The sequence below is a fragment of the Aeromonas sp. QDB30 genome (assembly GCF_027707645.1).
Lineage (GTDB): Bacteria > Pseudomonadota > Gammaproteobacteria > Enterobacterales > Aeromonadaceae > Aeromonas > Aeromonas caviae.
The window spans coordinates 16,947-39,008 of sequence record NZ_JAPCIY010000019.1 but is presented as its reverse complement, the minus strand read 5'-3'; the positions used below and the strand labels follow the sequence as shown (position 1 = coordinate 39,008).

22 protein-coding genes are annotated in these 22,062 nt (G+C 63.4%); 16 read left to right on the top strand and 6 right to left on the bottom strand.

Annotation, left to right across the window (positions count from 1 at the left end):
- Positions 1-504: 504 nt before the first annotated feature.
- The 10 genes from PG896_RS08330 (at position 505) to mltB (ending at position 10,081) form a co-directional block, all read left to right on the top strand.
- Positions 505-900, top strand: coding sequence for a hypothetical protein (locus PG896_RS08330; protein WP_043154193.1), 396 nt, complete (start codon positions 505-507; stop codon positions 898-900).
- 59 nt (positions 901-959) lie between these two features.
- Positions 960-1,238: a peptidylprolyl isomerase gene (locus PG896_RS08325; RefSeq protein WP_010674120.1), complete on the top strand. Its 279-nt coding sequence runs from the start codon at positions 960-962 to the stop codon at positions 1,236-1,238.
- 127 nt (positions 1,239-1,365) lie between these two features.
- Positions 1,366-2,076, top strand: coding sequence for a DUF1499 domain-containing protein (locus tag PG896_RS08320; protein ID WP_119196805.1), 711 nt, complete (start codon positions 1,366-1,368; stop codon positions 2,074-2,076).
- Positions 2,066-2,641 carry a carboxymuconolactone decarboxylase family protein gene (locus PG896_RS08315; RefSeq protein ID WP_244812369.1) on the top strand — a complete coding sequence of 192 codons (576 nt, stop codon included), beginning with the start codon at positions 2,066-2,068 and terminating at the stop codon, positions 2,639-2,641. The genes PG896_RS08320 and PG896_RS08315 overlap by 11 nt, the downstream gene beginning before the upstream one ends.
- Positions 2,638-4,794, top strand: a complete 2,157-nt coding sequence (locus PG896_RS08310) for an FAD-dependent oxidoreductase (RefSeq protein ID WP_244812368.1) — start codon at positions 2,638-2,640, stop codon at positions 4,792-4,794. Before PG896_RS08315 ends, PG896_RS08310 begins: the two co-directional genes overlap by 4 nt.
- A gap of 19 nt (positions 4,795-4,813) precedes the next feature.
- Positions 4,814-5,983, top strand: coding sequence for an ABC transporter substrate-binding protein (locus PG896_RS08305; RefSeq protein ID WP_161469599.1), 1,170 nt, complete (start codon positions 4,814-4,816; stop codon positions 5,981-5,983).
- A 6-nt stretch (positions 5,984-5,989) separates the two neighbouring features.
- A complete protein-coding gene (locus PG896_RS08300; RefSeq protein ID WP_171864869.1) occupies positions 5,990-7,627 on the top strand; it encodes an ABC transporter permease in 1,638 nt (545 codons plus the stop codon).
- Between the two features lie 4 nt (positions 7,628-7,631).
- Entirely contained in the window at positions 7,632-8,294 is a 663-nt protein-coding gene (locus PG896_RS08295; RefSeq protein ID WP_171864868.1) for an ATP-binding cassette domain-containing protein, read from the top strand.
- Positions 8,287-8,889 carry a CDP-alcohol phosphatidyltransferase family protein gene (locus PG896_RS08290; protein WP_161469602.1) on the top strand — a complete coding sequence of 201 codons (603 nt, stop codon included), beginning with the start codon at positions 8,287-8,289 and terminating at the stop codon, positions 8,887-8,889. Before PG896_RS08295 ends, PG896_RS08290 begins: the two co-directional genes overlap by 8 nt.
- A 94-nt stretch (positions 8,890-8,983) precedes the next feature.
- Entirely contained in the window at positions 8,984-10,081 is a 1,098-nt protein-coding gene (mltB, locus tag PG896_RS08285; protein WP_010674112.1) for a lytic murein transglycosylase B, read from the top strand.
- A 44-nt stretch (positions 10,082-10,125) separates the two neighbouring features.
- Here the strand turns inward: mltB and PG896_RS08280 are convergent, their stop codons facing one another.
- Positions 10,126-10,608: a MarR family winged helix-turn-helix transcriptional regulator gene (locus PG896_RS08280; RefSeq protein WP_119196808.1), complete on the bottom strand. Its 483-nt coding sequence runs from the start codon at positions 10,606-10,608 to the stop codon at positions 10,126-10,128.
- A 94-nt stretch (positions 10,609-10,702) separates the two neighbouring features.
- On the opposite strand from PG896_RS08280, the gene PG896_RS08275 reads away from it, so the two are divergent.
- On the top strand, positions 10,703-11,584 hold the full coding sequence (locus tag PG896_RS08275; RefSeq protein ID WP_202043974.1) for a DMT family transporter: 882 nt from the start codon (positions 10,703-10,705) through the stop codon (positions 11,582-11,584).
- A 73-nt stretch (positions 11,585-11,657) separates the two neighbouring features.
- Here the strand turns inward: PG896_RS08275 and pgm are convergent, their stop codons facing one another.
- Positions 11,658-13,307, bottom strand: a complete 1,650-nt coding sequence (pgm, locus tag PG896_RS08270; RefSeq protein WP_010674109.1) for a phosphoglucomutase (alpha-D-glucose-1,6-bisphosphate-dependent) — start codon at positions 13,305-13,307, stop codon at positions 11,658-11,660.
- Positions 13,308-13,360: 53 nt separating this feature from the next.
- The gene (gene seqA / locus PG896_RS08265) at positions 13,361-13,870 is read right to left on the bottom strand and encodes a replication initiation negative regulator SeqA (protein WP_010674108.1); all 510 of its coding nucleotides are present in this window, start codon (positions 13,868-13,870) and stop codon (positions 13,361-13,363) included.
- Positions 13,871-14,160: 290 nt separating this feature from the next.
- On the opposite strand from seqA, the gene PG896_RS08260 reads away from it, so the two are divergent.
- The 4 genes from PG896_RS08260 to fldA are packed head-to-tail and all read left to right on the top strand — an operon-like array spanning position 14,161 to position 16,084.
- Positions 14,161-14,925 carry an alpha/beta fold hydrolase gene (locus PG896_RS08260; protein ID WP_109112016.1) on the top strand — a complete coding sequence of 255 codons (765 nt, stop codon included), beginning with the start codon at positions 14,161-14,163 and terminating at the stop codon, positions 14,923-14,925.
- Positions 14,926-14,980: 55 nt separating this feature from the next.
- Positions 14,981-15,202 carry a DUF2788 domain-containing protein gene (locus PG896_RS08255; RefSeq protein ID WP_010674106.1) on the top strand — a complete coding sequence of 74 codons (222 nt, stop codon included), beginning with the start codon at positions 14,981-14,983 and terminating at the stop codon, positions 15,200-15,202.
- A 20-nt stretch (positions 15,203-15,222) separates the two neighbouring features.
- Positions 15,223-15,519 carry a LexA regulated protein gene (ybfE, locus tag PG896_RS08250; RefSeq protein WP_005325670.1) on the top strand — a complete coding sequence of 99 codons (297 nt, stop codon included), beginning with the start codon at positions 15,223-15,225 and terminating at the stop codon, positions 15,517-15,519.
- 40 nt (positions 15,520-15,559) lie between these two features.
- Positions 15,560-16,084 carry a flavodoxin FldA gene (fldA, locus tag PG896_RS08245; RefSeq protein ID WP_010674104.1) on the top strand — a complete coding sequence of 175 codons (525 nt, stop codon included), beginning with the start codon at positions 15,560-15,562 and terminating at the stop codon, positions 16,082-16,084.
- A gap of 68 nt (positions 16,085-16,152) precedes the next feature.
- Here fldA and PG896_RS08240 read toward each other — a convergent pair whose 3' ends face one another.
- Positions 16,153-16,626 (bottom strand): DUF4442 domain-containing protein, encoded by a 474-nt coding sequence (locus PG896_RS08240; RefSeq protein WP_010674103.1) that lies wholly within the window; start codon positions 16,624-16,626, stop codon positions 16,153-16,155.
- Positions 16,627-16,857: 231 nt separating this feature from the next.
- Here PG896_RS08240 and fur point away from each other — a divergent pair, with 231 nt between their 5' ends.
- On the top strand, positions 16,858-17,286 hold the full coding sequence (fur, locus tag PG896_RS08235) for a ferric iron uptake transcriptional regulator (RefSeq protein ID WP_010674102.1): 429 nt from the start codon (positions 16,858-16,860) through the stop codon (positions 17,284-17,286).
- A 99-nt stretch (positions 17,287-17,385) separates the two neighbouring features.
- Here fur and glnS read toward each other — a convergent pair whose 3' ends face one another.
- Positions 17,386-19,047, bottom strand: coding sequence for a glutamine--tRNA ligase (glnS, locus tag PG896_RS08230; protein WP_139736996.1), 1,662 nt, complete (start codon positions 19,045-19,047; stop codon positions 17,386-17,388).
- 342 nt (positions 19,048-19,389) lie between these two features.
- Positions 19,390-22,053: a beta-N-acetylhexosaminidase gene (locus PG896_RS08225; RefSeq protein WP_244812367.1), complete on the bottom strand. Its 2,664-nt coding sequence runs from the start codon at positions 22,051-22,053 to the stop codon at positions 19,390-19,392.
- Positions 22,054-22,062: the final 9 nt, after the last annotated feature.

Below are 22,062 nucleotides of genomic sequence, written 5' to 3'. Positions count from 1 at the left end.
ATTGTGTTATTTAGTACGATACCGAGACTCATCCCGGGCGAGTGCCGCTCATCCTAGCATAATCGCGACGGCGAAATCCCACGCTCGGGGCCCCTTTGCGTGCCGCTCTGCCGCCCCCGGTGCGGGGATCGCTTCGGCCCAGCAAGGAGCCAGCCGGGTGTGAGGAGCCAAACTGCGCACAATCCGGGCAAGGGGCGAACAAAACGCCACCACCGACCCCGCCACGCCGGATCTCCCCTGGCGGCCTTGGGCTGGCAGCAGGGTCCGGCTCGTCGCGACAACCCTTGTCGGACACCCCGCATCCGGCGGGTTTCGTCAACCCGTCCCCCTCGACTTGCTCCGTGCCCTCTTCCCCGCCCTGCCTGCTATTGAACAGGAAAATAAGTTTAAATCAATCACTTGAATAGATGGCACTAAAGCTTCGTTCAATTCAATCGATTTATCCCGCTGCCCCTGCGCTCCTGCCTGTCCCACACTGATCCCAATCATCGCAGGAGAGACCCCATGCACCTACGTAGCGAACAACTGGCTGACTACATCGCCGACCGACTCGAGTTCATCACCTTCCTGGCCTGCTGCAGCGCCCTGCTGGCCTTGCTGACCGGCATGAACGGCCAGCAGGCCCTCGCCTTCACTGCGCTCAATCTGCCCTTTGGCCTGGCCCTGCTGCTGGGCATGGCCCTGCTCGCTCCCCTGTCTGCCCACTGGCGCCTGCCCGGCATAGTCCTGCTGCTGGTGAGCGCAGCCCTGGCCACCCTGCAGATGGGGGGCAACTGGCTCAACCCCCTGGCCATCTGGAGCCTCTATGCCCTGCTGGGGCTGGAGATCCTCTGGCAATCCCGGGCCAGGGTCCCCCTGGCCGCCGGCCCCCGGAGCCGGGTCTCGCGCCCGAGGGGCTGACGCGGAGGCGCAATTGCAGTAATCTTGCGCCCCCTTTCCCCTCGCCGAGGAGCATTCCGATGAAAAAAGCCTGTGCCCAGCACATCCTGGTCAAGACCGAGAAACAGTGTCTGGAAATCAAGGAGAAGCTCGCCAAGGGCGCCGATTTCAGCCAGATGGCCAAGCGTTTCTCCACCTGCCCTTCCGGCAAGCGTGGCGGCGATCTGGGAGAGTTCTCCAAGGGGGACATGGTCAAGTCCTTCGACGATGCCGTGTTCAAGGGGGAGTTGCTGACCGTGCTGGGGCCGGTGCGCACCAAGTTCGGCTTCCACCTCATCAAGGTGCTCTATCGCAGCTGATCCAGGGCGACGAGGCCATCGGTTCTCTGAGCCGCACGCCTGGGATTGATGATCATTTACTAACGTTATCAGGCAATTAAGTTTATCCTTCTGGGCATAGTTCCATCCTGACCCGTGGATCCCTCATATGCACAGCTCTTTGTGGTGGCCGCTGCTGACCTGGCTATTGCCCCTTTGCGGGGCCCTTGGCAGCCGCGCCCATCTCTGGCCCTGGTGGCTCGGCTTCATCCTCTGTCTCGCCAGCGCCCTCCTCAGCCTCGTGCTGCTGCTGCGCCTGCCCTGGCGCTATCGCCGCACCACCAACCTCTGGCCGGATATCTGGGGCATAACTCCCCTGCTGTTGCCCCTGCTGTTTCTCGTCCAGGCGTTGCGCTCCCCCCTCACCAACGACGTCAGCACGGATCCCTACCATCCGCCACGGCTCCAGTGGGCCGAGCTGCTCAGAAGCCCGGAGGATCTCCCGGTCTCCCCCCCGCCCCTGCAACTATTTCCAGGCAACCCCGGTCCTCTCTATACCCGGGCATCCCCGGTCGAAGTGCTCGCGGAAGCCGAGGAACTGATGACGGAGCTGGGCTGGCAGGTTCGCCCGGGCAGCGAGGGTATCGATGCCGTCGTCACCACCGGCTGGTTCGGGTTTCAGGATGACGTGGCCCTGCGGGTCTTTGCCGGGCCCAAAGAGACCCGTATCGACATGCGCTCCGCCTCGCGCCAGGGGCGCAGCGATCTGGGGGTCAACCGGGCACGGATCATCGATTTCCTGAATCGGTTGAACGAGCGTCTGGGCGGGGCCTACAAGCCCAAGATGGAGAAGCTCAAAGAGGAACAAGATGCGCATTGAGGTCAAACCGGACCGGGCCTACGACTGGTTCATCCGCCCCTTCTTCTGGCTGCAGAAACGCAACTACGGTCAGGTGCTGATCCCGGGCAAGTGCTGGGGGCGCTCCCCCAGGCTGTTCGCCGCGGTCGCCACCCTCTACGGCGTCATCAACCGCAAGCGCTCCCCCATCGACCCCGTGCTGCGCTCCCTGGTGACGGTGCGGGTCTCCCAGCTCAACTGGTGTCGTTTCTGTGTCGACATCAACGCCATGACCCTCGTCAAGCGGGCAGGCTCCAGCGACAAGGTGGAGGCGCTGGCCCGGTGGCGCGACAGCCCCTTGTTCGACGAGCGGGAACGGGCCGTGCTGGACTATGCCGAGGCCATGACCGGGCTGGATGGCGTGAGCGACGAGCAGGCCGCCCGCCTCAAGCCCTGGTTCGATGACGACGCCCTGGTGGAGCTCACCGGCCTCATCGCCTTCCAGAACATGTCCGCCAAGTTCAATGCCGCTCTCGACATCGCTCCCCAGGGGTTCTGCCAGTTGCCGGTGCAACCCGAGAGTCCCCTCGACAAGGGGCAGGGATGAACAGGGCACGCCTGCTGCTGTTGCTGGCGATGGGGGTCCTGGTCGGCACCTTCTTTGCCCTCGACCTTGACCACTATCTGAGCCTCACCCAGTTGCAGGCTCATCAGGCGCGCCTGGCCCTTTGGGTCGACCGCCATGTTGTCGCAGCCAGCCTGCTGTTTCTGGTGATCTATGTGCTCACCACCGCCCTCTCCCTGCCGGGGGCGGCCCTGCTCACCCTGGCGGGCAGCGCCGTCTTCGGCATCCTGTGGGGGCTCTTGCTGGTCTCCTTTGCCAGCTCCCTCGGCGCCACCCTGGCCTTTCTCAGCGCCCGCTTCCTGCTGCGGGACTGGGTCGAGACACGCTTTGGCGACAAGCTGGCGAGCGTTCAGGCCGGCATGCAAAAGGAGGGGGCCTTCTATCTGCTGAGCCTGCGCCTCATCCCCCTCTTCCCCTTCTTTCTGGTCAACCTGGTGATGGGGCTCACCCCCATCAGAGTCAGCACCTACTACTGGGTCAGCCAGCTCGGCATGCTGCCGGGCACCCTCGTCTACGTGCTGGCGGGAAGCGAGCTGGCTACCCTCACCAGCACAGGCAACCTCTTCTCCCCCGGCCTGCTGGCCGCCCTGACCCTGCTCGGCCTGATGCCCTGGCTGATGCGTGCCTTGCAGCGCCGTCTCGCCCTCTACCGGTTGCACGCCCCCTACCGCAAGCCTGCGCGCTTTGACTACAACCTGCTGGTGATAGGTGCCGGCGCCGGAGGCCTGGTCACCAGCTACATCGCCGCCGCGGTGAAAGCCAGAGTGGCCCTCATCGAGCAGCACAGGATGGGAGGGGATTGCCTCCATACCGGCTGCGTCCCCTCCAAGTCGCTGATCCGAAGCGCCCGCTTCGCCATTGAACAGCGCAAGGCCGGGGAGCTTGGTTTTACCCCGAGCCAGAGCCGCGCCGACTTCGCCGCCGTGATGGCGCGGGTCGCCCGGGTCATCGAGGAGGTCGAACCCCACGACTCGGTGGCGCGCTATGAAGGACTTGGGGTGGAGTGCATCCAGGGGCGGGCGCGAGTCACCTCCCCCTGGGAGGTGGAGGTCAACGGCAAGCGCCTGACCAGCCGTCATATCGTGATCGCCACCGGCGCCCGCCCCCGGGTGCCCGCACTGCCGGGGCTGGACAGGGTTCCCTACCTCACCTCCGACACCCTCTGGCAGCGACTGCGCGAGCCCCCCCGCCATCTGCTGGTGCTGGGAGGGGGCCCCATCGGCTGCGAGCTGGCCCAGAGCCTGGCCCTGCTCGGTATCCCCGTCACCCTGGTGGAGCAAGGCCCTCAGCTGCTGCCCCGGGAAGATAGGGACGTCGCCGGGGCCCTGGCCGCACAGCTGGAGCACGACGGCGTCACCCTGCACCTCGGCTGGCAGGCTACCTCGGCCGGGTATATGGACGGTAAAGACACCAACCTGCCCATCCGGCTGCACCTGCGCCGGGGGGACGAGACGCTGGTGGTTGAGGGGGACCAGCTGCTGCTGGCCCTTGGCCGGGAGGCCAACGTGAGCGGTTTCGGGCTGGAGGCGCTGGGGGTTGAACTGGCCCCCGACGGCACCCTGGCCATCGACGGCTTCCTCACCACCAACTACCCCAGCATCCTGGCGGTGGGGGACGTTGCCGGCCCCTACCAGTTCACCCATTTTGCCGCCCATCAGGCCTGGTATGCCGCCATCAACGCCCTCTTTGGCCAGTTCAGGCGCTTTCGGGCAGACTACAGGGTCATGCCGGCGGCCACCTATACCAGTCCGGAGATAGCCAGGGTCGGCCTCAACCAGAAAGAGGCTCATGCCCGAGGCATCCCCTTCGAGTCGACCCGCTTCGAGATGGCCGAGCTGGATAGAGCCATCACCGACGGCGAGTCAGGGGGCTTTGTCGAGGTGCTGACGGTGCCGGGCCGTGACAGGATACTCGGGGCCACCATAGTGGGTGCTCACGCCGGCGAGCGGATCGCCGAGTTTGCTCTCGCCATGCGCCACCGCCTGGGACTTGGCAAGATCCTCGCCACCGTTCACCCCTACCCCACCCTGATGGAGGGGAACAAGTACGTGGCTGGCGCCTGGCGCCGTGCCCGCCAGCCCGGGCGCCTGCTGGCGCTGCTGGCCCGTTATCACCGCTGGCGCCGCGGCGCCTGACTCTGACGAGGCAACCATCATGTTCAAGACCCGACTTCGCGCCCTGCTCCGTCCCCTGATAGCCGCTGTCCCCCTGCTGCTGGCCTCCCCGCTCCACGCCAATGACGCATCGTGGCAGCAGACCTTGCTGGCCGCCAGGGGGCAGACCGTCTACTTCAACGCCTGGGGGGGCAGCCCCGAGATCAACGCCTACCTGGTGTGGGCCAGGCAGGAGATCGCTCGCCAGTACCAGGTCGAGCTGGTGCAGGTGAAGGTGGATGACATCGCCCAGAGCGTGAGCCAGTTGCTGGCCGGCAAACAGACTGGCAAGACGTCGAACGGCCCCATCGACCTGCTCTGGGTCAACGGCGAGAACTTCAAGGCGCTCAAGGAGCAGGGGCTGCTGGGGGCTCCCTTTACCGACGAGCTGCCCAACATGGTCCTGGTGGACACCGCCCTGCCGGTGAGTGAGGACTTCACCGTGCCGGTCGAGGGGCTGGAGGCCCCCTGGGGCATAGGCCAGCTCAATCTGATGGTGGATGACGACCAGGTAGACACACCTCCCATCTCGGCGGCCGCCCTGCTGGCCTGGGCCAAGGCTCACCCCGGCCGCTTCACCTACCCCAAGCCTCCCCAGTTTCACGGCTCGAGCTTTCTCAAGCAGATCCTGCTGGAGCTGACACCGGATCCGGCGCCCCTCTATCGGGAGGCGACCGATGCCGACTTCCTTCGCATCACCGCCCCTCTCTGGGCCTGGCTCGACCAGCTTCACCCCGCGCTCTGGCGAAAGGGCAGGCTCTTCCCCACCGGCGCAGCCGAGACCAGGCAGTTGCTCGATGACGGCGAGCTGGCCATGGCCATCAGCTTCAACCCGGGGGAAGCCCAGAGTTCGGTGCAAAACGGCACCCTGCCCCCCACCGTCAAGGCCATCGCCATGGAAAAAGGGGCGCTCACCAACAGCCATTTCCTCGCCATCCCCTTCAATGCCTCCGCCCGGGCCGGGGCCAAGGTGGTGGTCAACTTCCTGCTGAGCCCCGCCGCCCAGGCGCGCAAGAGCGACCCCGCCTTCTGGGGGGATCCCAGCGTGCTGCGCCAGGAGGCGCTGCCAGGCCAGACCCGTCCGGCATTGCGCTTCAAGGGAGTGGCAGAGCCCCATCCCAGCTGGCAGACGCGGCTGGAAGCGGCCTGGGCCGAGCGCTACGGCCACTGATCCATCATGCAGGTGCGCGCCCCTCTTCTCCTCCTGCTGCCCTTTTTGATGCTGGGAATCCCGCTCGCCGGGGGCCTGCTGTTGCTGGTCATCGAGGGGCTCGCCCCCGCCAATCTATCCCTCTTGCTCCCCCAGCCCGGACTCTGGCACTCCGCAGGGTTGAGCCTCTGGGTGGCGGGCGCCTCCACCCTGGGGGCTCTCGGCGCCACCGCCCTGCTGCTCGCCCAGGGGGACGGGCGTCCCTGGATGCGCTGGCTGCGCCGCCTGCTCTCCCCCCTGCTGGCGCTTCCCCACGTCGCCTTTGCCATCGGCATCGCCTTTCTGATCGCTCCCTCCGGCTGGCTGCTGCGCCTCGTCGCCCCCCTGCTTGACCTCACCCATCAACCCCCGGACTGGCAAACCCTCAAGGATCCCTGGGGGCTTGGCCTCATCGTGGTGCTCATCCTCAAGGAGACCCCCTTCCTGCTGCTGATGGCGCTGGCGGCACTGGATCCCGCCAAGGTGGCGCGCCAGCAGTGGCTGGGGGCCAGCCTCGGCTTCAGTGCCCCCCGGATCTGGTGGCGCCTGCTGCTGCCCGCCCTCTGGCCCGCCCTGCGACTGCCCCTCTACGCGGTGGCCGCCTATGGTCTGGCGGTGGTGGATCTCGCCCTGCTGCTGGGGCCGGATGCCCCGCCGCCCCTGGCGGTGCGACTCTGGCTCTGGTATCAGGATGCCGACCCCGCCTGGCGCGGCGCCAGTGCCAGCGGCGCCCTCTTGCTGCTCGCCCTCAACCTGCTGCTGCTTGGCGCCCTCAGGCTGCTGGAGCGGGCCCACCTCACCCTCGGCAAGGCTCGCTGGCTGGATGGGCGACGCGCCCCCGCCTCGCCCTGGCCCGCACTCATTGCCCGCATCGGCGTGTGGGGGCTGCTCCTGACCAATCTGCTGGTGCTCGCCGCCCTGCTGCTCTGGTCCCTGACCCGGCGCTGGTCTTTTCCCGCCCTCTGGCCGAGCGAATGGAGCAGCCACCACTGGCAGGCTCTGCTGCCGAGCCTGGGCCCGCTGCTGTGGCAGAGTCTGTGGCTGGCCCTGCTCTGCGCCGCGCTCTCCCTGCTGCTGGCGGTGCTCTGCCTCGAGGCGTTGCCTGCGCGCCGCGCCACACGCACCCTCTGGCTTGTCTGCCTGCCTCTGCTGCTGCCCCAGGCCAGCCTGCTGTTTGGATTGCGCCTTCAGACCGACGGGCTGGGATTCACTGGCATAGGCCCAGGCTGGGTACTCTGGAGCCAGTTGATCTTCGTCTTTCCATACGTCTATCTCTGCCTGCACGGCCCCTATCGCCAGTTCGACGAGCGCCTCACCCGGGTGGCCCTCACGCTCGGGGCCAGCCCCTGGGGGGCCTGGTGGCGAGTCAAGGGTCCCCTGCTCGCCCGTCCCCTGTTGTTCGCCTTCGGTGTCGGAGCGGCGGTGAGCCTGGCCCAATACCTGCCGACCCTGCTGTTCGGGGGCGGGCGGGTCGTCACCATCACCACGGAGGCGGTGGCCATCGGCAGCGGCCTCAACCGGCGGCTGGCGGGGCTCTACGGCCTGCTGCAACTGCTGCTGCCCCTTTTCATCTATGCCCTGGCGCTCTGGCTGCCGCGGCGCATCAACCCCGCTCTGAGGCCCTGACCCGATGCTGCATACCTCCGCACTCACCCTCTTCCTCGACGGCGCCCCCCTGCTGACGCTCCCTCCCCTCAGGGTGGCCCCGGGCGAGGTGCTCACCCTGATGGGACCGAGCGGCTGTGGCAAGAGCTCCCTGCTGGCGGCGCTGGCGGGAGTGCTGCCACCCGGGGGGCCCATCCGGCTGACCGGGGACATCCTGCTCGGCGCACGTCGCCTCACCCCGCTGCCCCCTCAGGAGAGGGGCGTCGGCATCCTGTTTCAGGATGACCTGCTGTTTGCCCACCTGACGGTGGCCGAAAATCTGATGTTCGGCATGCCGGCGCATCTCAAGGGGATGGCGGCAAGGCAGACCCGGGCCCGCGAGGCGCTGGCCGAGGTTGGGTTGGAGGCTCAGGTGGACAAGCTGCCCGGGGCGCTCTCAGGTGGCCAGAAAGCCCGCGTCAGCCTGCTGCGTGCCCTGCTGGCCGAGCCCAGGGCATTGTTGTTGGACGAACCCTTCTCCCGCCTCGACAAGCCGCTGCGGGCCGCCTTTCGTGAACTGGTGTTCGCGCAGATCAAGGCACTGGCCATCCCCGCCATTCTGGTGACCCACGACGAAGATGACGCGCCGGGCACCATCTTGCAGCTGATCCCCCCAGCCATCCCAGAAGAGGAGCACCACCTTGTTTGATCGCCACCTGATCCCGGTTATCCGCCGCCCCCTCGCCGCGCTCGCCCTCCCACTGTGCCGGGCCGGGGTGAGCGCCAACCAGGTGAGCCTCGCCGGCTTTCTCATCGGCATGCTGGCGCTGCCGCTGCTGGCCTTTGGCTGCTATCAGTGGGCGTTGGCGGCGATTCTGCTCAACCGGCTGCTGGACGGGCTGGATGGCGCCGTGGCGCGGGAAACGGGCATCACCGACTGCGGCGGGTTTCTCGACATCACGCTGGATTTCATCTTCTACGCCGCCGTGGTGCTGGGCTTTGCCCTCGCCGACCCGGCCAACGCCCTGGCCGCCGCCACCCTGCTGTTCGCCTTCATGGGCACGGGATCGAGCTTTCTGGCCTTTGCCATCATGGCGGGCAAACGGGGCATCGAGAGCCCCGTCTACCACCACAAATCCCTCTACTATCTGGGCGGGCTCACCGAGGGGAGCGAAACCATCGCCCTCTTCGTGCTCATGTGCCTCTGGCCCGCCGCCTTCGTGCCACTGGCCTACGGTTTCGCCCTGCTCTGTGCCATCACGACCCTGACCCGGATCTGGAGCGGCTACCACACCCTGCACTGACGGGATCCCCGGGGGCGCGCCGGCACGGAGCACTTGCGCCTGCACGCCAATGTTTTACCATGACGGCACTCTTTTTCAGGCTCACGAGAACCCTATGCGTCGCCTTGTCTGTGTCCTCTCCCTGTTTCCCCTGATCTACGGCTGCAGCAGCACGCCGGCGCCCAAGCCCGTGGTCAAACCCCAACCCAACAGCGCCTTCATCAACCAGACGCCGCCGAGCAAACCCTTCTACGGGCAGGTGAGCCAGCCCGGGGTCAGCAAGGGGGACTTCGCCAATCGTTCCAACGTGGACAACTTCGTGCAGCGGATGGTGCAAAAGCACGGCTTCGACAGCGCCGAGCTGCACCGGGTACTGGCCCAGGCCGAGCGTTATGACTGGATCATCAAGCTGATGGACGCCCAGGCCCCCACCACCAGACCGCCCACCGGTCCGACCGGCGCCTGGAACCGCTACCGCGCCAAGTTCATCACTCCAGACAACGTACAGAACGGCGTCAACTTCTGGCGTGAATACGAGAGTGAACTCAACCGGGCGCAGCAGATCTACGGGGTGCCACCCGAGATCATCGTCGGCATCATCGGGGTGGAAACCCGCTGGGGTCGGGTGATGGGCAAAACCCGCATTCTCGACGCCCTGGCGACCCTGGCATTTGACTACCCGCGCCGCGCCGACTTCTTCACCGGCGAGCTGGAAGCCTTCCTGGTGATGACCCGGGATGAAGGGATGGATCCCACCGAACCCAAGGGTTCCTATGCCGGGGCCATGGGCTACGGCCAGTTCATGCCGTCGAGTTTTCGCAACTACGCGGTGGACTTCAACGGCAACGGCCACACCAACCTGTGGGATCCGGTGGATGCCATCGGCAGCGTGGCCAACTACTTCAAGGCCCACGGCTGGGAGAAAGGGCAGCCGGTGGCAGTACGCGGTCAGGGACAGCTTCCGGGCTATGAGCACGGCTTCCAGACCCGCTACCCGGTAGCCACCCTGCGCGGTGCCGGGTTGACCCCAACCGGATCCCTTGGCAATCACAAGGAGGCGAGCCTGCTGCGTCTGGATGTCGGCACCGGTTACCAGTACTGGTACGGCTTGCCGAACTTCTACGCCATCACCCGCTACAACCACAGCACCCACTACGCCATGGCGGTATGGCAGCTTGGCCTTGCCGTCAGGGATGCCAGAGGCGGCTACTGAGTCAGCCTCAATGCCAACAAAAACGGGCCCGCAGGCCCGTTTTTTTATTCGTTTTCCAGCAGCCAGCGTTTGAGCAGGGCGGCCAGCTGCTCCTGTTCGACCAGGCTCAATGGGGCCAGCAGGCGGCGCTCGTTCGCCACGTGCTGTTCCACCGCATGGTCAACCAGCTCCCGCCCCGGCTCCGTCAGGCAGACCAGCAGGCTGCGCCTGTCATCGGGGGAGGCTTCACGTCTTATCAGGCCACGCTGCTCCAGCTTGTCGAGCCGGGCCGTCATGGCCCCTGAACTCAGCATGGCGGACTGGTAGAGCGCGGTCGGGGTCAGCGGCTCACCGGCCCGACGCAGGGTCGCCAGGATATCGAAATCGGACCCCAACAGACCGCACTCCTTGAGGGTCTCGCTCACTTCGCGCCCGGCGATCGCCGCCATGCGCGCCACCCGCCCCAGCACCCCCATGGGGGTGCAGTCGAGGTCCGGGCGCTGCCGGGCCCACTGGGCCAGCAGCTGATCTACATGATCACTCTCCATTCGGGCTCCATTATCTTTACATGAAGATACTTGATAATAAACCAACTCGCGGCTAATGTATCTTTACTTAAAGATACTTTGTTACGAGATAACCATGCCGCTGCTGATCGCCCTGCTCGCCCCCCTGCTCTGGGGCAGCACCTATGCCGTCGTCAGTCTCTACCTGACCGACTACTCCCCCTACTGGGTGGCCGTGTGGCGCGCCCTCCCCGCCGGGGTGTTGCTGCTGTTGCTCCATCCCCGCAGACCGCCTCTCGTCTGGAGCAGGCAGTTCCTGCTGGCGTTTTGCAACATCACCGCCTTCTTCGCCCTGCTGTTCGTGGCGGCGTTTCGCCTGCCCGGCGCCGTGGCGGGTACGTTGGGAGCGACGCTGCCCCTCATCCTGATGGGGCTGGCCTGGCTGCAAGACGGTGTCAGACCGACGCTCAAGTGGCTGTTGCTGGGGGTGATGGGGCTCGTCGGGGTGCTCTTGCTGCTCAATCCCTCTGCCAATCTGGATCCCGTCGGCGTGGCGTGCGCCCTGCTCGCCACCCTGCTCATCGGCCAGTCGAGCCGCTGGATGCAACGCTGGCCGGTGGACGATCTGCTGGCCCTGACCGCCTGGCAGCTGCTGCTGGGCGGCCTGATGCTGATCCCGCTGGCCTGGTGGCTGGCCGGCCCCATGCCCCTGCCCCGGGCTGACGCCACTCCCGGGCTTATCTGGCTGGTGATCCTCAATACGGCTCTGGCCTACTGGGCCTGGCTCTGGGGACTCAAACGCCATGGCCCGGAGGTGATGGGGATGCTGGCCCTCACCAATCCCATGGTGGCGGTCTCCTGCGGTGTGCTGATGGTGGGAGAAACCCTGGATGGCCGTCAGTGGCTCGGCATCGGCATCATCCTGCTCTCTCTCTTCCTGATGAAGCTGCCGGCCCGCTCCTTCCTCAAGCGCTGGCAGAACCGCAAGGCCGCCATCGGCAGCGTCGACAACGGCTGATCCGCAGTCAACCCGACACAAAAAAAGAGGAGCCACCAGGGCTCCTCTTTCACATGGGTTGTTGCCGTTAGGGTCAAACGCCTGCCTTGGCCAGGGCGGCGGAGACGATCTGCTGGGCTTCCTGCTGGATGAGGTCCAGGTGCGCCTCCCCCTTGAAGCTCTCCATGTAGATCTTGTAGATGGACTCGGTGCCGGAGGGGCGCGCCGCGAACCAGCCGTTCTCGGTCACCACTTTCAGGCCGCCGATGGCGGCATCGTTGCCAGGCGCCTTGGTCAGCTTGGCGAGGATGGGCTCGCCAGCCAGGGTGGAGGCTTCCACCAGGGCCGGATCCAGCTTGGAGAGCACCGCCTTCTGGGCGCTGTTGGCCGGGGCATCAATGCGGCGGTAGCTGGAGCGGCCGAATCTGGCTTCGAGCGCATCGTAGTGGGCCTGGGGATCCTTGCCGGTCACCGCCAGGATCTCGGCCGCCAGCAGCGCCAGAATGAAGCCATCCTTGTCGGTGGTCCAGACGGTACCGTCCTTGCGCAGGAAGGAGGCACCCGCGCTCTCCTCGCCGCCAAAGCCGAACTCGCCGCTGTAGAGACCGTCCACGAACCACTTGAAGCCGACCGGCACCTCTTTGAGGGTGCGACCGATCTCGCCGGCCACCCGGTCGATCATGGAAGAGGAGACCAGCGTCTTGCCGACGGCCGCCCCCTTGGGCCAGCCGGTTCTGTGGGTGAACAGATACTGGATGGCCACCGCCAGATAGTGGTTCGGGTTCATCAGGCCCGCCTTGGTGACGATGCCGTGACGGTCGTAGTCAGGGTCATTGCCAAGGGCGATGTCGAACTTGTCTTTCAGGGCAATCAGGCTCGCCATGGCGAACGGGCTGGAACAGTCCATCCGGATCTTGCCGTCTTTGTCCAGGGTCATGAAGGAGAAGGTCGGGTCGACCTTGTAGTTCACCACCTCGATGTCCAGACCGTAGCGCCTGGCGATGACGTCCCAGTAGGCGACGCCGGAGCCACCCAGCGGATCCACGCCTATCTTGATGCCAGCCTGCTTGATGGCGGCCAGATCCAGCACGTTCTCGAGATCATCCACATAAGGGGTGACATAGTCGTGTTCCACCACGAACGGGCTCTTGAGAGCCTCGGCAAACGGCATCCGCTTCACACCGGCCAGGCCCGCTTCCAGGATCGCGTTGGCGCGGTCTTCCACCCACTTGGTGATCTCGCCTTCGGCAGGACCGCCGTGGGGCGGGTTGTATTTGAAGCCACCGTCTTCCGGCGGGTTGTGGGACGGGGTGATCACCACGCCGTCCGCCTGGGCCACGGGTTTGCCTGCGTTGTGGCGCAGGATGGCATGGGAGATGACCGGGGTCGGCGTGAAGCCGAGGCCGGCCTGAATGCGGGTCTCGACACCGTTGGCCGCCAGCACTTCCACCGCGCTGGCAAAGGCGGATTCGGACAGCGCATGGGTATCCATGCCGACGAACAGCGGCCCCGTGATACCGGCCTGCTGGCGGTACTCCACCAGCGCCTGGGTCACCGCCAGAATGTGGGATTCGGTGAAGGCGCTGTGCAGGGCGCTGCCGCGGTGACCGGAGGTGCCAAAGGCGACCCGCTGCTCAGGGCGGCTCATGTCCGGCTTGTTGAGGTAGTAGGCGCTGACCAGACGGGGAATGTTGGTCAGATCGCAAAGACGAGCCGGCTGACCGGCGTGGGAATGCTGTGCCATGGCGTTTTCCTTGAGCTGAGCCTTGCCCGGCAAGGCCTGAAGTCGTTGATGGGTTAAACGGCGCCGCACACCCGAGCCGTCAGATCCTCGTCATAACCCATGCTGTTCATGAGCTGGGCCACCATGTTCTGCTTGCGGCTGGTATTGGTATTGGTGATCACCCAGAACGGGGTCTCCGGTACCGGCTTGGGCTTGGTGGTGCTGCCACTGGCACGCAGCGCTTCCGGGTCACGGGAGAAGTAGACGCGCTTGCGCCCTTTTATCTCGGTCGCCTGGGTGAAGCCTTCCGGGTTGTCCCGATAGAGGGTGCTCAATACCAGCATGAAGCGGTTGATGGACTTCTCTTCTTTCTGCAGCTCGCCGGAATCCAGCAGTGCCTCCAGCCCCATGGCATCGGCCACGGGTTGCGGTTGCATCGCAGGCGCGGCCGCCACGGTTGCCGTGCCGGCCTGGGCGGGTTGCTCCAGCAGGCGACGCAGGATATCGGACGCACTCTCGCCGATGTGCCGGGTCTGGCTCGCGATAAAGAAGTAGAGATCGTCATCAAGCTCGATGGTTTTCATAGGGATGCGCTGGACTCGTCGAAATTCGGATGCGGCGATTATACATAGGCAGACCCGGCAGCCCAAGCAAGGGGCGGACAGATGTGCATGAATCTCCTTGAGAATACGGCATAATGACGGGCCAAGTGTGTGATCCCCCGCACTGATAGCCGATCCCGGGGAGATATTTTTGAAAAAAAACCACAAAAAAATCCCCCACCAGGAATGAAATCCTTTTCTTTCAGTGTGTTAAAAATTATGGCGATAGAGCCCACGACCGATAAGGTGTCATTTTGCAACAATACCCACGATTGAACTTCAAGGAACAGGGCGAAGGCCCGACTATCGTACTGATCCATGGCCTCTTTGGCAGCCTGGACAACCTCGGCCTGCTGGCACGCCCCCTCAGCGAACAATACCGGGTCATCAGCGTCGATCTACGCAATCACGGCGCCTCCTTTCACTCGGACGAGATGAGCTACCCGTCCCAGGCTGAGGACATCCTGGCCCTGCTGGACCATCTTGGACTTGAACAGGTGGCCCTGGTGGGTCACTCCATGGGGGGCAAGGTCGCCATGCAGGTCGCCAAGCAGGCCCCTCACAGGGTCAGCAAGCTGGTAGTGGCGGACATCGCCCCGGTGGCCTATCCCCACGCCCGCCACAAGAACGTGTTTGCCGGGCTCAATGCCACGCTGGCCACGCCCCCCCAGAGCCGCAGCGAGGCGGAAGCCATGCTGGCCGAGTACATCGAGATCGCCGGGGTGCGCCAGTTCCTGCTCAAATCCTTCGCCAAAGGGGAGTCTGGATGGGGGTGGCGTTTCAACGTGCCGGCCCTTGAGCGCAACTACGCCAACATCATGGGCTGGCCTGACGATGAACGCCGCTTCGAAGGCGCGACACTCTTCATCAAGGGGGGCGACTCCGACTATATGCTGCCCGAATACACCGGGGCCGCGATGGCCCAGTTCCCGGCCGCCAAGGCCCGCGTCATCGCCGGCACGGGTCACTGGCTGCACGCGGAAAAGCCGGTTTTGTTCAACAAACTGGTTGTGGATTTCCTGTCGACAGGCGGTTAACAGTTTCAAATCCTTTGTGATATAGTGCGCCCGTCTTAAGGAGTGCGCGCAATCCATGCTGAGTGAACACATCGATCTCATCGAGAGTCTGGGCCTGAAACTGTTCTTCGTGGCCATCTTCCTGCTGATTGGTCTGGCCATTCAGGACGTGCTCAAACGGGGCAATGTGCCCCGCTTCGGCCGCTTCATCGTCTGGCTGGTGCTGTTTCTGGGTTGCGCGGGTTTTGTCGCCAAGGGGCTGATCGAAATGGGCTGGGAAGGCTCAGGGATCGGCTAACTACTTTTCATCTGTGATGTATGGCCAAACAGCAAACTGATCGAACAACACTGGATCTGTTCGCAACTGAGAAGCGCCCCGGCAGGCCAAAGACCAATCCACTCCCCCGCGAGACCCAGCTCAAGATCAACAAGCGCAACCAGCTCAAGCGCGATCGTGAGAACGGGCTGAAACGGGTCGAGTTAAAGGTGGAAGCCGAGTTGCTGGAGCGCCTGAACCAACTTGCGCTGCAACAGAACGTCAGCCGAGCCGAGCTGATCCAATCTATCCTGAAGCAACAGATCGAGTCTGCTCATGCAGCAGGCATCGCAATCTGAACCGTCAAGCATCAACACCAGATACGGGTAACGAAACACTATGGCTAGTGTAGGTCTGTTTTTCGGCAGCGATACCGGTAATACCGAAGCTGTCGCCAAGATGATCCAGAAAGAACTGGGCAAACAACTGATTGAAGTCCGTGACATTGCCAAGAGCAGCAAGGCCGACATCGACAGCTTCGATCTGCTGATGTTCGGCATCCCGACTTGGTACTACGGCGAAGCCCAGGCCGATTGGGACGACTTCTTCCCCGAACTCGAAGAGATCGACTTCAACAACAAGCTGGTGGCCATCTTCGGATGCGGCGATCAGGAAGACTATGCCGAGTACTTCCTCGACGCCATGGGCACCCTGCGTGACATCGTCGAAGCCAAGGGCGCCATCATCATCGGCCACTGGCCGACCGCGAGCTACGAGTTCGAAGCCTCCAAGGCGCTGGTGGATGACAAGCACTTCGTGGGCCTGGGCATCGACGAAGATCGCCAACCCGAGCTGACTGCCGAGCGCGTCAAGGGCTGGTGCAAACAGCTGCACGAAGAGATGTGCCTGGGCGAGCTGGAGTGATCTGATCTCCCTCCCTCTTCATGCAACAAGGGCCCCGACGGGGCCCTTGTTGCATCTGCAGCAGGCTTTCAGCCACCCCTGTGCTGGGGCTTGGATCTGACATAGAGGGTGCGCTTCACCTGGGCCACCAGCTCGCCCTGGCCATCCTGCACCTGCACCTCGAACTCGGGAAAGTGCTTCTCCCCCCCCTCGGTCGCCGCCACGATCGATGCCAGCTTGGCGTCGCTCAGGGTGAACTCCGCCACCAGTTTGCCCTTGCCCGGCTTGATGAAATTGATGCTGCCCGCCTTGTCCCACACGTAGTAGCGGTTCTTGAAATAGCCCATCAGCATCAACGGGTAGATGGGATCCGTCATGGCGAACATGCTGCCACCGAACTGGGTCCGGTTGGCATTCTTGTTCCACCAGCGGGACTTGAGAGTGACCCGGCAGAAGCGAAAATCGGGGCTCAGGGTTTCTATCTTGATGCCTGCACCCCAGAAGGGGGGCCAGGCGTTGAGGGCGCAGCGCACCCAGGCGGCATTGCCGAAAAGCCAATCCATGGATCTCATCCGACCAGACTATAAAGAAGTCACATAGTATCAACATTCTCTGGTCGAGCAAGCGGGCCTGAATATTCCCATGACGGGCTTGATGAGCTAAAGCCCTTGAATTGCTGGGTTTATTTTTAACTTGGCTACGACCTATAATGACAGGCCAAGCGAGTTCGTGGTTGCCATTACAGCGGCAGTCAATCAGAATAACCACACCTTCGAGAATGCGAATAAATAGAAATGGCAGACAACAACCAAGCGTTAAAAAAGGCCGGGCTCAAGATCACCTTGCCCCGTGTCAAGATCCTGGAAATCCTGCAACAGCCGGACTGCCAGCACACCAGTGCGGAAGATCTGTACAAACGGCTGATCGATCAGGGCGAGGAGATTGGTCTCGCTACCGTTTATCGCGTTCTCAACCAGTTTGATGATGCCGGTATCGTCACCCGCCACCACTTCGAAGGGGGCAAGTCGGTGTTCGAGCTGGCCACCCAGGAGCACCACGACCACCTGGTCTGCCTCGACTGCGGCAAGGTGATCGAGTTCTCCGACGAGGTGATCGAACAGCGCCAGCGCGACATCGCCAAGGCGCACAACATCCGCCTGACCAACCACAGCCTCTACCTGTATGGCCACTGCGCCAACGGTGACTGCAAGCACGACGATTGATTCGGCCGGGTCAGCGCAATAAAAAAGCCAGCATCATGCTGGCTTTTTTGTGTCCGCAATCCGGACCAGAAGCGGCAGGGTTTCCCCTGCCCTCTTCTATCAGACCTCGGCCTTGCCCCAGACGTCACGCAGGGCCACGGTGCGGTTGAACACCAGGCGCTCGGCGCTGGAGAGCTTGTTGTCGGCGCAGAAGTAACCTTCACGCTCGAACTGGTAGGCAAACTCCGGCTTGGCATCCTTCAGGGAAGCTTCCACCCGGGCCCCTTCGATGATCACCAGGGATTCCGGATTCAGAGCCGCTTCGAAGTCATCCTCGGCGCCCGGGTTCGGCACCTTGAACAGACGGTCGTAGAGACGCACTTCGGCCGGCAGGGAGTGAGTGGCGCTGACCCAGTGGATCACCCCTTTCACCTTGCGGCCGTCCGCCGGATCCTTGCCCAGGGTCTCGGGGTCGTAAGAGCAGTAGATGCAGGTGACCTTGCCGTCCGCATCCTTCTCGACCCGTTCGGCCTTGATGACGTAGGCGTTGCGCAGGCGCACTTCCTTGCCCAGCACCAGACGCTTGAACTGCTTGTTGGCTTCCTCTTTGAAGTCCGCCTCGTCGATGAAGATTTCGCGGGAGAAATGCAGCTCACGGGTCCCCATCTCCGGCTTGTTCGGGTGCGCAGGGGCGGTCAGCACCTCATCGGCCGCCAGGTTCTCGATCACCACCTTCACCGGGTGCAGCACGGCCATGGCGCGCGGGGCGTTCTCGTTGAGATCGTCGCGGATGCAGGCTTCCAGCATGCTCATCTCGACGATGTTGTCCTGCTTGGTCACACCGATGCGCTTGCAGAACTCGCGGATGGAGGCCGGGGTGTAACCACGGCGGCGCAGACCGGAGACGGTCAGCATGCGCGGATCATCCCAGCCGCTGACGTGCCCCTCGGTCACCAGCAGGTTCAGCTTGCGCTTGGACATGACGGTGTATTCGAGGTTCAGACGGGAGAACTCGTACTGACGGGGGTGACAGTCGATGCTGATGTTGTCCAGCACCCAGTCATACAGGCGACGGTTGTCCTGGAACTCCAGGGTACACAGGGAGTGGGTGATCCCCTCCAGGGCGTCCGAGATGCAGTGGGTGAAGTCATACATCGGGTAGATGCACCACTCGTCACCGGTCTGGTGGTGGTGGGCAAACTTGATGCGATAGATGACGGGATCGCGCATCACCATGAAGGGGGATGCCATGTCGATCTTGGCGCGCAGGCAGGCGGAGCCTTCGGCCATCTCACCGTTTTTCATCTTGGCGAACAGGGCCAGGTTCTCTTCCACGCTGCGATCGCGGAACGGGCTGTTCTTGCCAGGGGCAGTCAGGGTGCCGCGGTATTCGCGCATCTGCTCCGGGGAGAGCTCGTCCACATAGGCCAGTCCCTTCTCGATGAGCTCGATGGCGTAGCCGTGCAGCTTGTGGAAATAGTCGGAGGAGTAGCAGATCTCGCCGCTCCACTGGAAGCCCAGCCACTGGACGTCCTGCTTGATGGACTCCACGAACTCGATGTCTTCCTTCGCCGGGTTGGTGTCATCGAAACGCAGGTTGCACTGACCCTGATAGTCGCGGGCGATGCCGAAGTTCAGGCAGATGGATTTGGCGTGGCCGATATGGAGATAACCGTTCGGCTCCGGCGGAAAACGGGTATGCACGCTGCTGTGCTTACCGCTGGCCAGATCTTCATCAATGATCTGACGAATAAAGTTAGTTGGGCTGTTCGCCTGACTCATGGCTCACCTCAAAAATGCGTCACTGGCGGACGTTGTGCCGGCTGGCACCCTCATACCCCCGCCGTCAAGCCGGGTATGATCCCTCATTACGCGCCCTGCCTCAACCTGAATTTGGCCAATTCGGGTCATTGGCGCACCAAAAACGGCGAAACGGGAGAAATTGCAGAGATCCTGGTCAAAAAAAGCCCCGCACGGGGCGGGGTCTCAAGTGATGAAAAACAGACAAAACACACACAACAAAGGTTCACACGCAGAGTCAACCTTTCCCAAACCCGATGGCCATCGACCTTGGGAAAGGCGGGTCTTGCGACCCACCTTGCGTTATGGATTGAAGGCTAGCTATCAGTTCAGCTCGGTGACGCGGCTGGTGCGCTTGCCATCGAAGCTGGTGGTACGCAGGTAGACCTTGCCATCCACGGTCGGCTTGGCGGCAGCGTCGTAGGCGCTCCAGCTCTTGCCATCCAGGCTGTACTGGATGGGCAGACCCGGCAGATCCACATTCGCTTCCAGCACACCGTTCACCACCTTGGCACCCGGTACGGAGAGGCGATATTCCACCCCGGCCTGGTCCAGCTTGGGCAGCACGCGCTGACCCAGCACGTTGGCAAACTGGTTCCACTCCTTGTTCAGGGTGGCCTTGTTGACATGCTTGGTGGTGCCGGAGAACTCGCGACCCTTCACGTAATCGAGCTCGAAGCCGCCCTTGTGCCAGGCGCGCTCGGCCACGGAGAAGATGCGCGGATAGACCATGTACTCGTACTGGGCATCGGTGCGCACGGTTTCACTCCATTGTTGACCGGAGATCCCCTTGAACTTGACCGGATCCTGGTCACCCTTGGCCACGAAGGCGTTGCCGTCGCGGTCAACCGAGGTCTCGGCGTTCTGCGGCAGGTTTTCCGGGGCGAAGGCGAACACCTTGCGGGTGTCGTTGAAGCGGGTTGCCCAGTAGTAGCCACGCTCGGCCGGGTGTACCTCGTTCGGGAAGTCGAAGTAGAGGTAATCCGGATTGGAGAGCACCACGTCATAACCCTTGTGCGCCCACTTCATCGCTTCGTTGAAGCCACCCCAGTAGAGGGTTTCCCAGAAGTTGACACGGGTGTTGTCGGTGGCGAAGTCCTTGGCGCTGTTGGCGTATTTCAGACCATCTTCCCACGCCTGCAGGGTGGAGAAGCCGTGACCCTTGACCATCTCGCTCACTTCCTTGGCAAAGTAGACCGGCAGCTCGGCCACGTCCTTGATCTTGCCATCGTCGATCATCTTCTGGCACATCGGGGACTTGCCGAACGGCTTGTCCTGCTTGCTGGAGTCGACGTTGCCCTTCCAGGCCACCAGATCTTCTTTCTTGGTGACGGCCGGATCCTGGTAACCACCGCCCTGCATGATGTTCTTCGCCTCGTCACCACCGTAGTGCCAGGCGGTCAGCGGCTGGCCGGCGGCCTGGTGCATCTGGGCCACTTCATCCATCACCTTGGCCACGAAGGTGGCGGCACCCGGCTGGCAGGGGTTGATGAAGGACATCTTGTCGTAGAACTGTACCGAGGTGACGTTGGAGGTATCGGCCGGGTCAGTCAGACGGAACTGGTTGGCCTCGGCTTCTTTGCCCTCGCTCATCAGACGCTTGTAGCGTGCCTCCATGGAGACCACGGCGGCACGGGCGTGGGCCGGCATGTTGATCTCGGGGATCACGGTCACACCGCGGGCCTTGGCATAGCGTACCAGGTCGATGTAGTCCGCCTTGCTGTAGAAACCGGAGCCCTGGTTGTCGCTGGTGGGGCCGGAGCCAAGCTGCGGCATCAGGCACTTGGTTTCGGACTCGTCATGGCAACGCTGGCTGCCGACGTCGGTCAGCTCCGGCAGGCCCGGGATCTCCAGACGCCAGCCTTCATCATTGGTCAGCCCCAGGTGCAGCACGTTGAGCTTCATGGCGGACATCTGATCCACCAGCTTCTTCATGGTCTCGGGGCTTCTGAAGTGACGGGCCACGTCGGTCTGCATGCCACGGTATTCAAAGCGCGGCGCATCCTCGACGCTCATCTGGCTCACCAGCTTGTCGTCAACCCCCAGCAGGGAGATCAGGGACTGGGCGCCCCAGAAGGCGCCGTCAACGTCGTGCCCCTGAATGACGGTGCCCTTCTGGCCGATGGTCATGTCGTAGCCTTCGGCCTGCTTGAGCTTGCTGCCGAGCTTGATGGTGACCGGGTAGCCGGTGTCGGAGAGGGTAACACCCAGCTTGGTCAGTTGCGCCTTCAGGGCCTCGGCGCGATCGCTCGGCAGGTCAAGGGCATTGAGCTTGATGGTGGAGAAGTCGACTTGCGGGCCGGCCTTGACCACCTGCTTCATCGGGCTTGGCAGGATGCGGTCGTCAATCTTGCCGGCAGGCAGCAGGGTACTGGTCTGGTTCGCGGCGAAACGGGTCTCGCTGTTCATCAGGATGTTGTTGTCATCCTTGGTGCGCTTCCAGCCATCGGCAGGCATCGGCTTCTCGTAGGTGCTGGCATCGTCGATGTTGCTCATGCTGGCCAGCACTTTCGGCTCGGCCCCTTCACTGGCAACATACCAGTTCGGCATGATGTCAGATTCGAACAATACCCAGTATTCCACCACCAGGGGCACCTCGACCGTGGCGTCCTTGGCAAAGCCCTGGAACTTCTCGGTCGGCGTCAAACGATAGAGGTCGCCGGTCAGGTGGGTGATGGTGAACTGCTCGTTGTCCACCCGCTGGATGCGGCGGATGGAGGAGACATAGATGCTCCAGTCCTTGGAGGTGACGTCGGCACCGGTATTGGTCAGGTGCAGCTTGGCAACGCCGCAGCTCGCCCACTCGGAGCCCAGCGCCTGGCAGTCAAGACCGGCGCCGGCACCGTCATTGGTGACGACGTCGTACTTGACGACGAGGTTGCTGGCGAGGGCGTCGACCACCGCTTGCCTGGCAGCATCGGCTGCAAGTGCGGGACCGGCGAAAACGGTAGACATGGCAATGGCTAACAGAGAATGTTTCAAGTTCATAACTGCTGC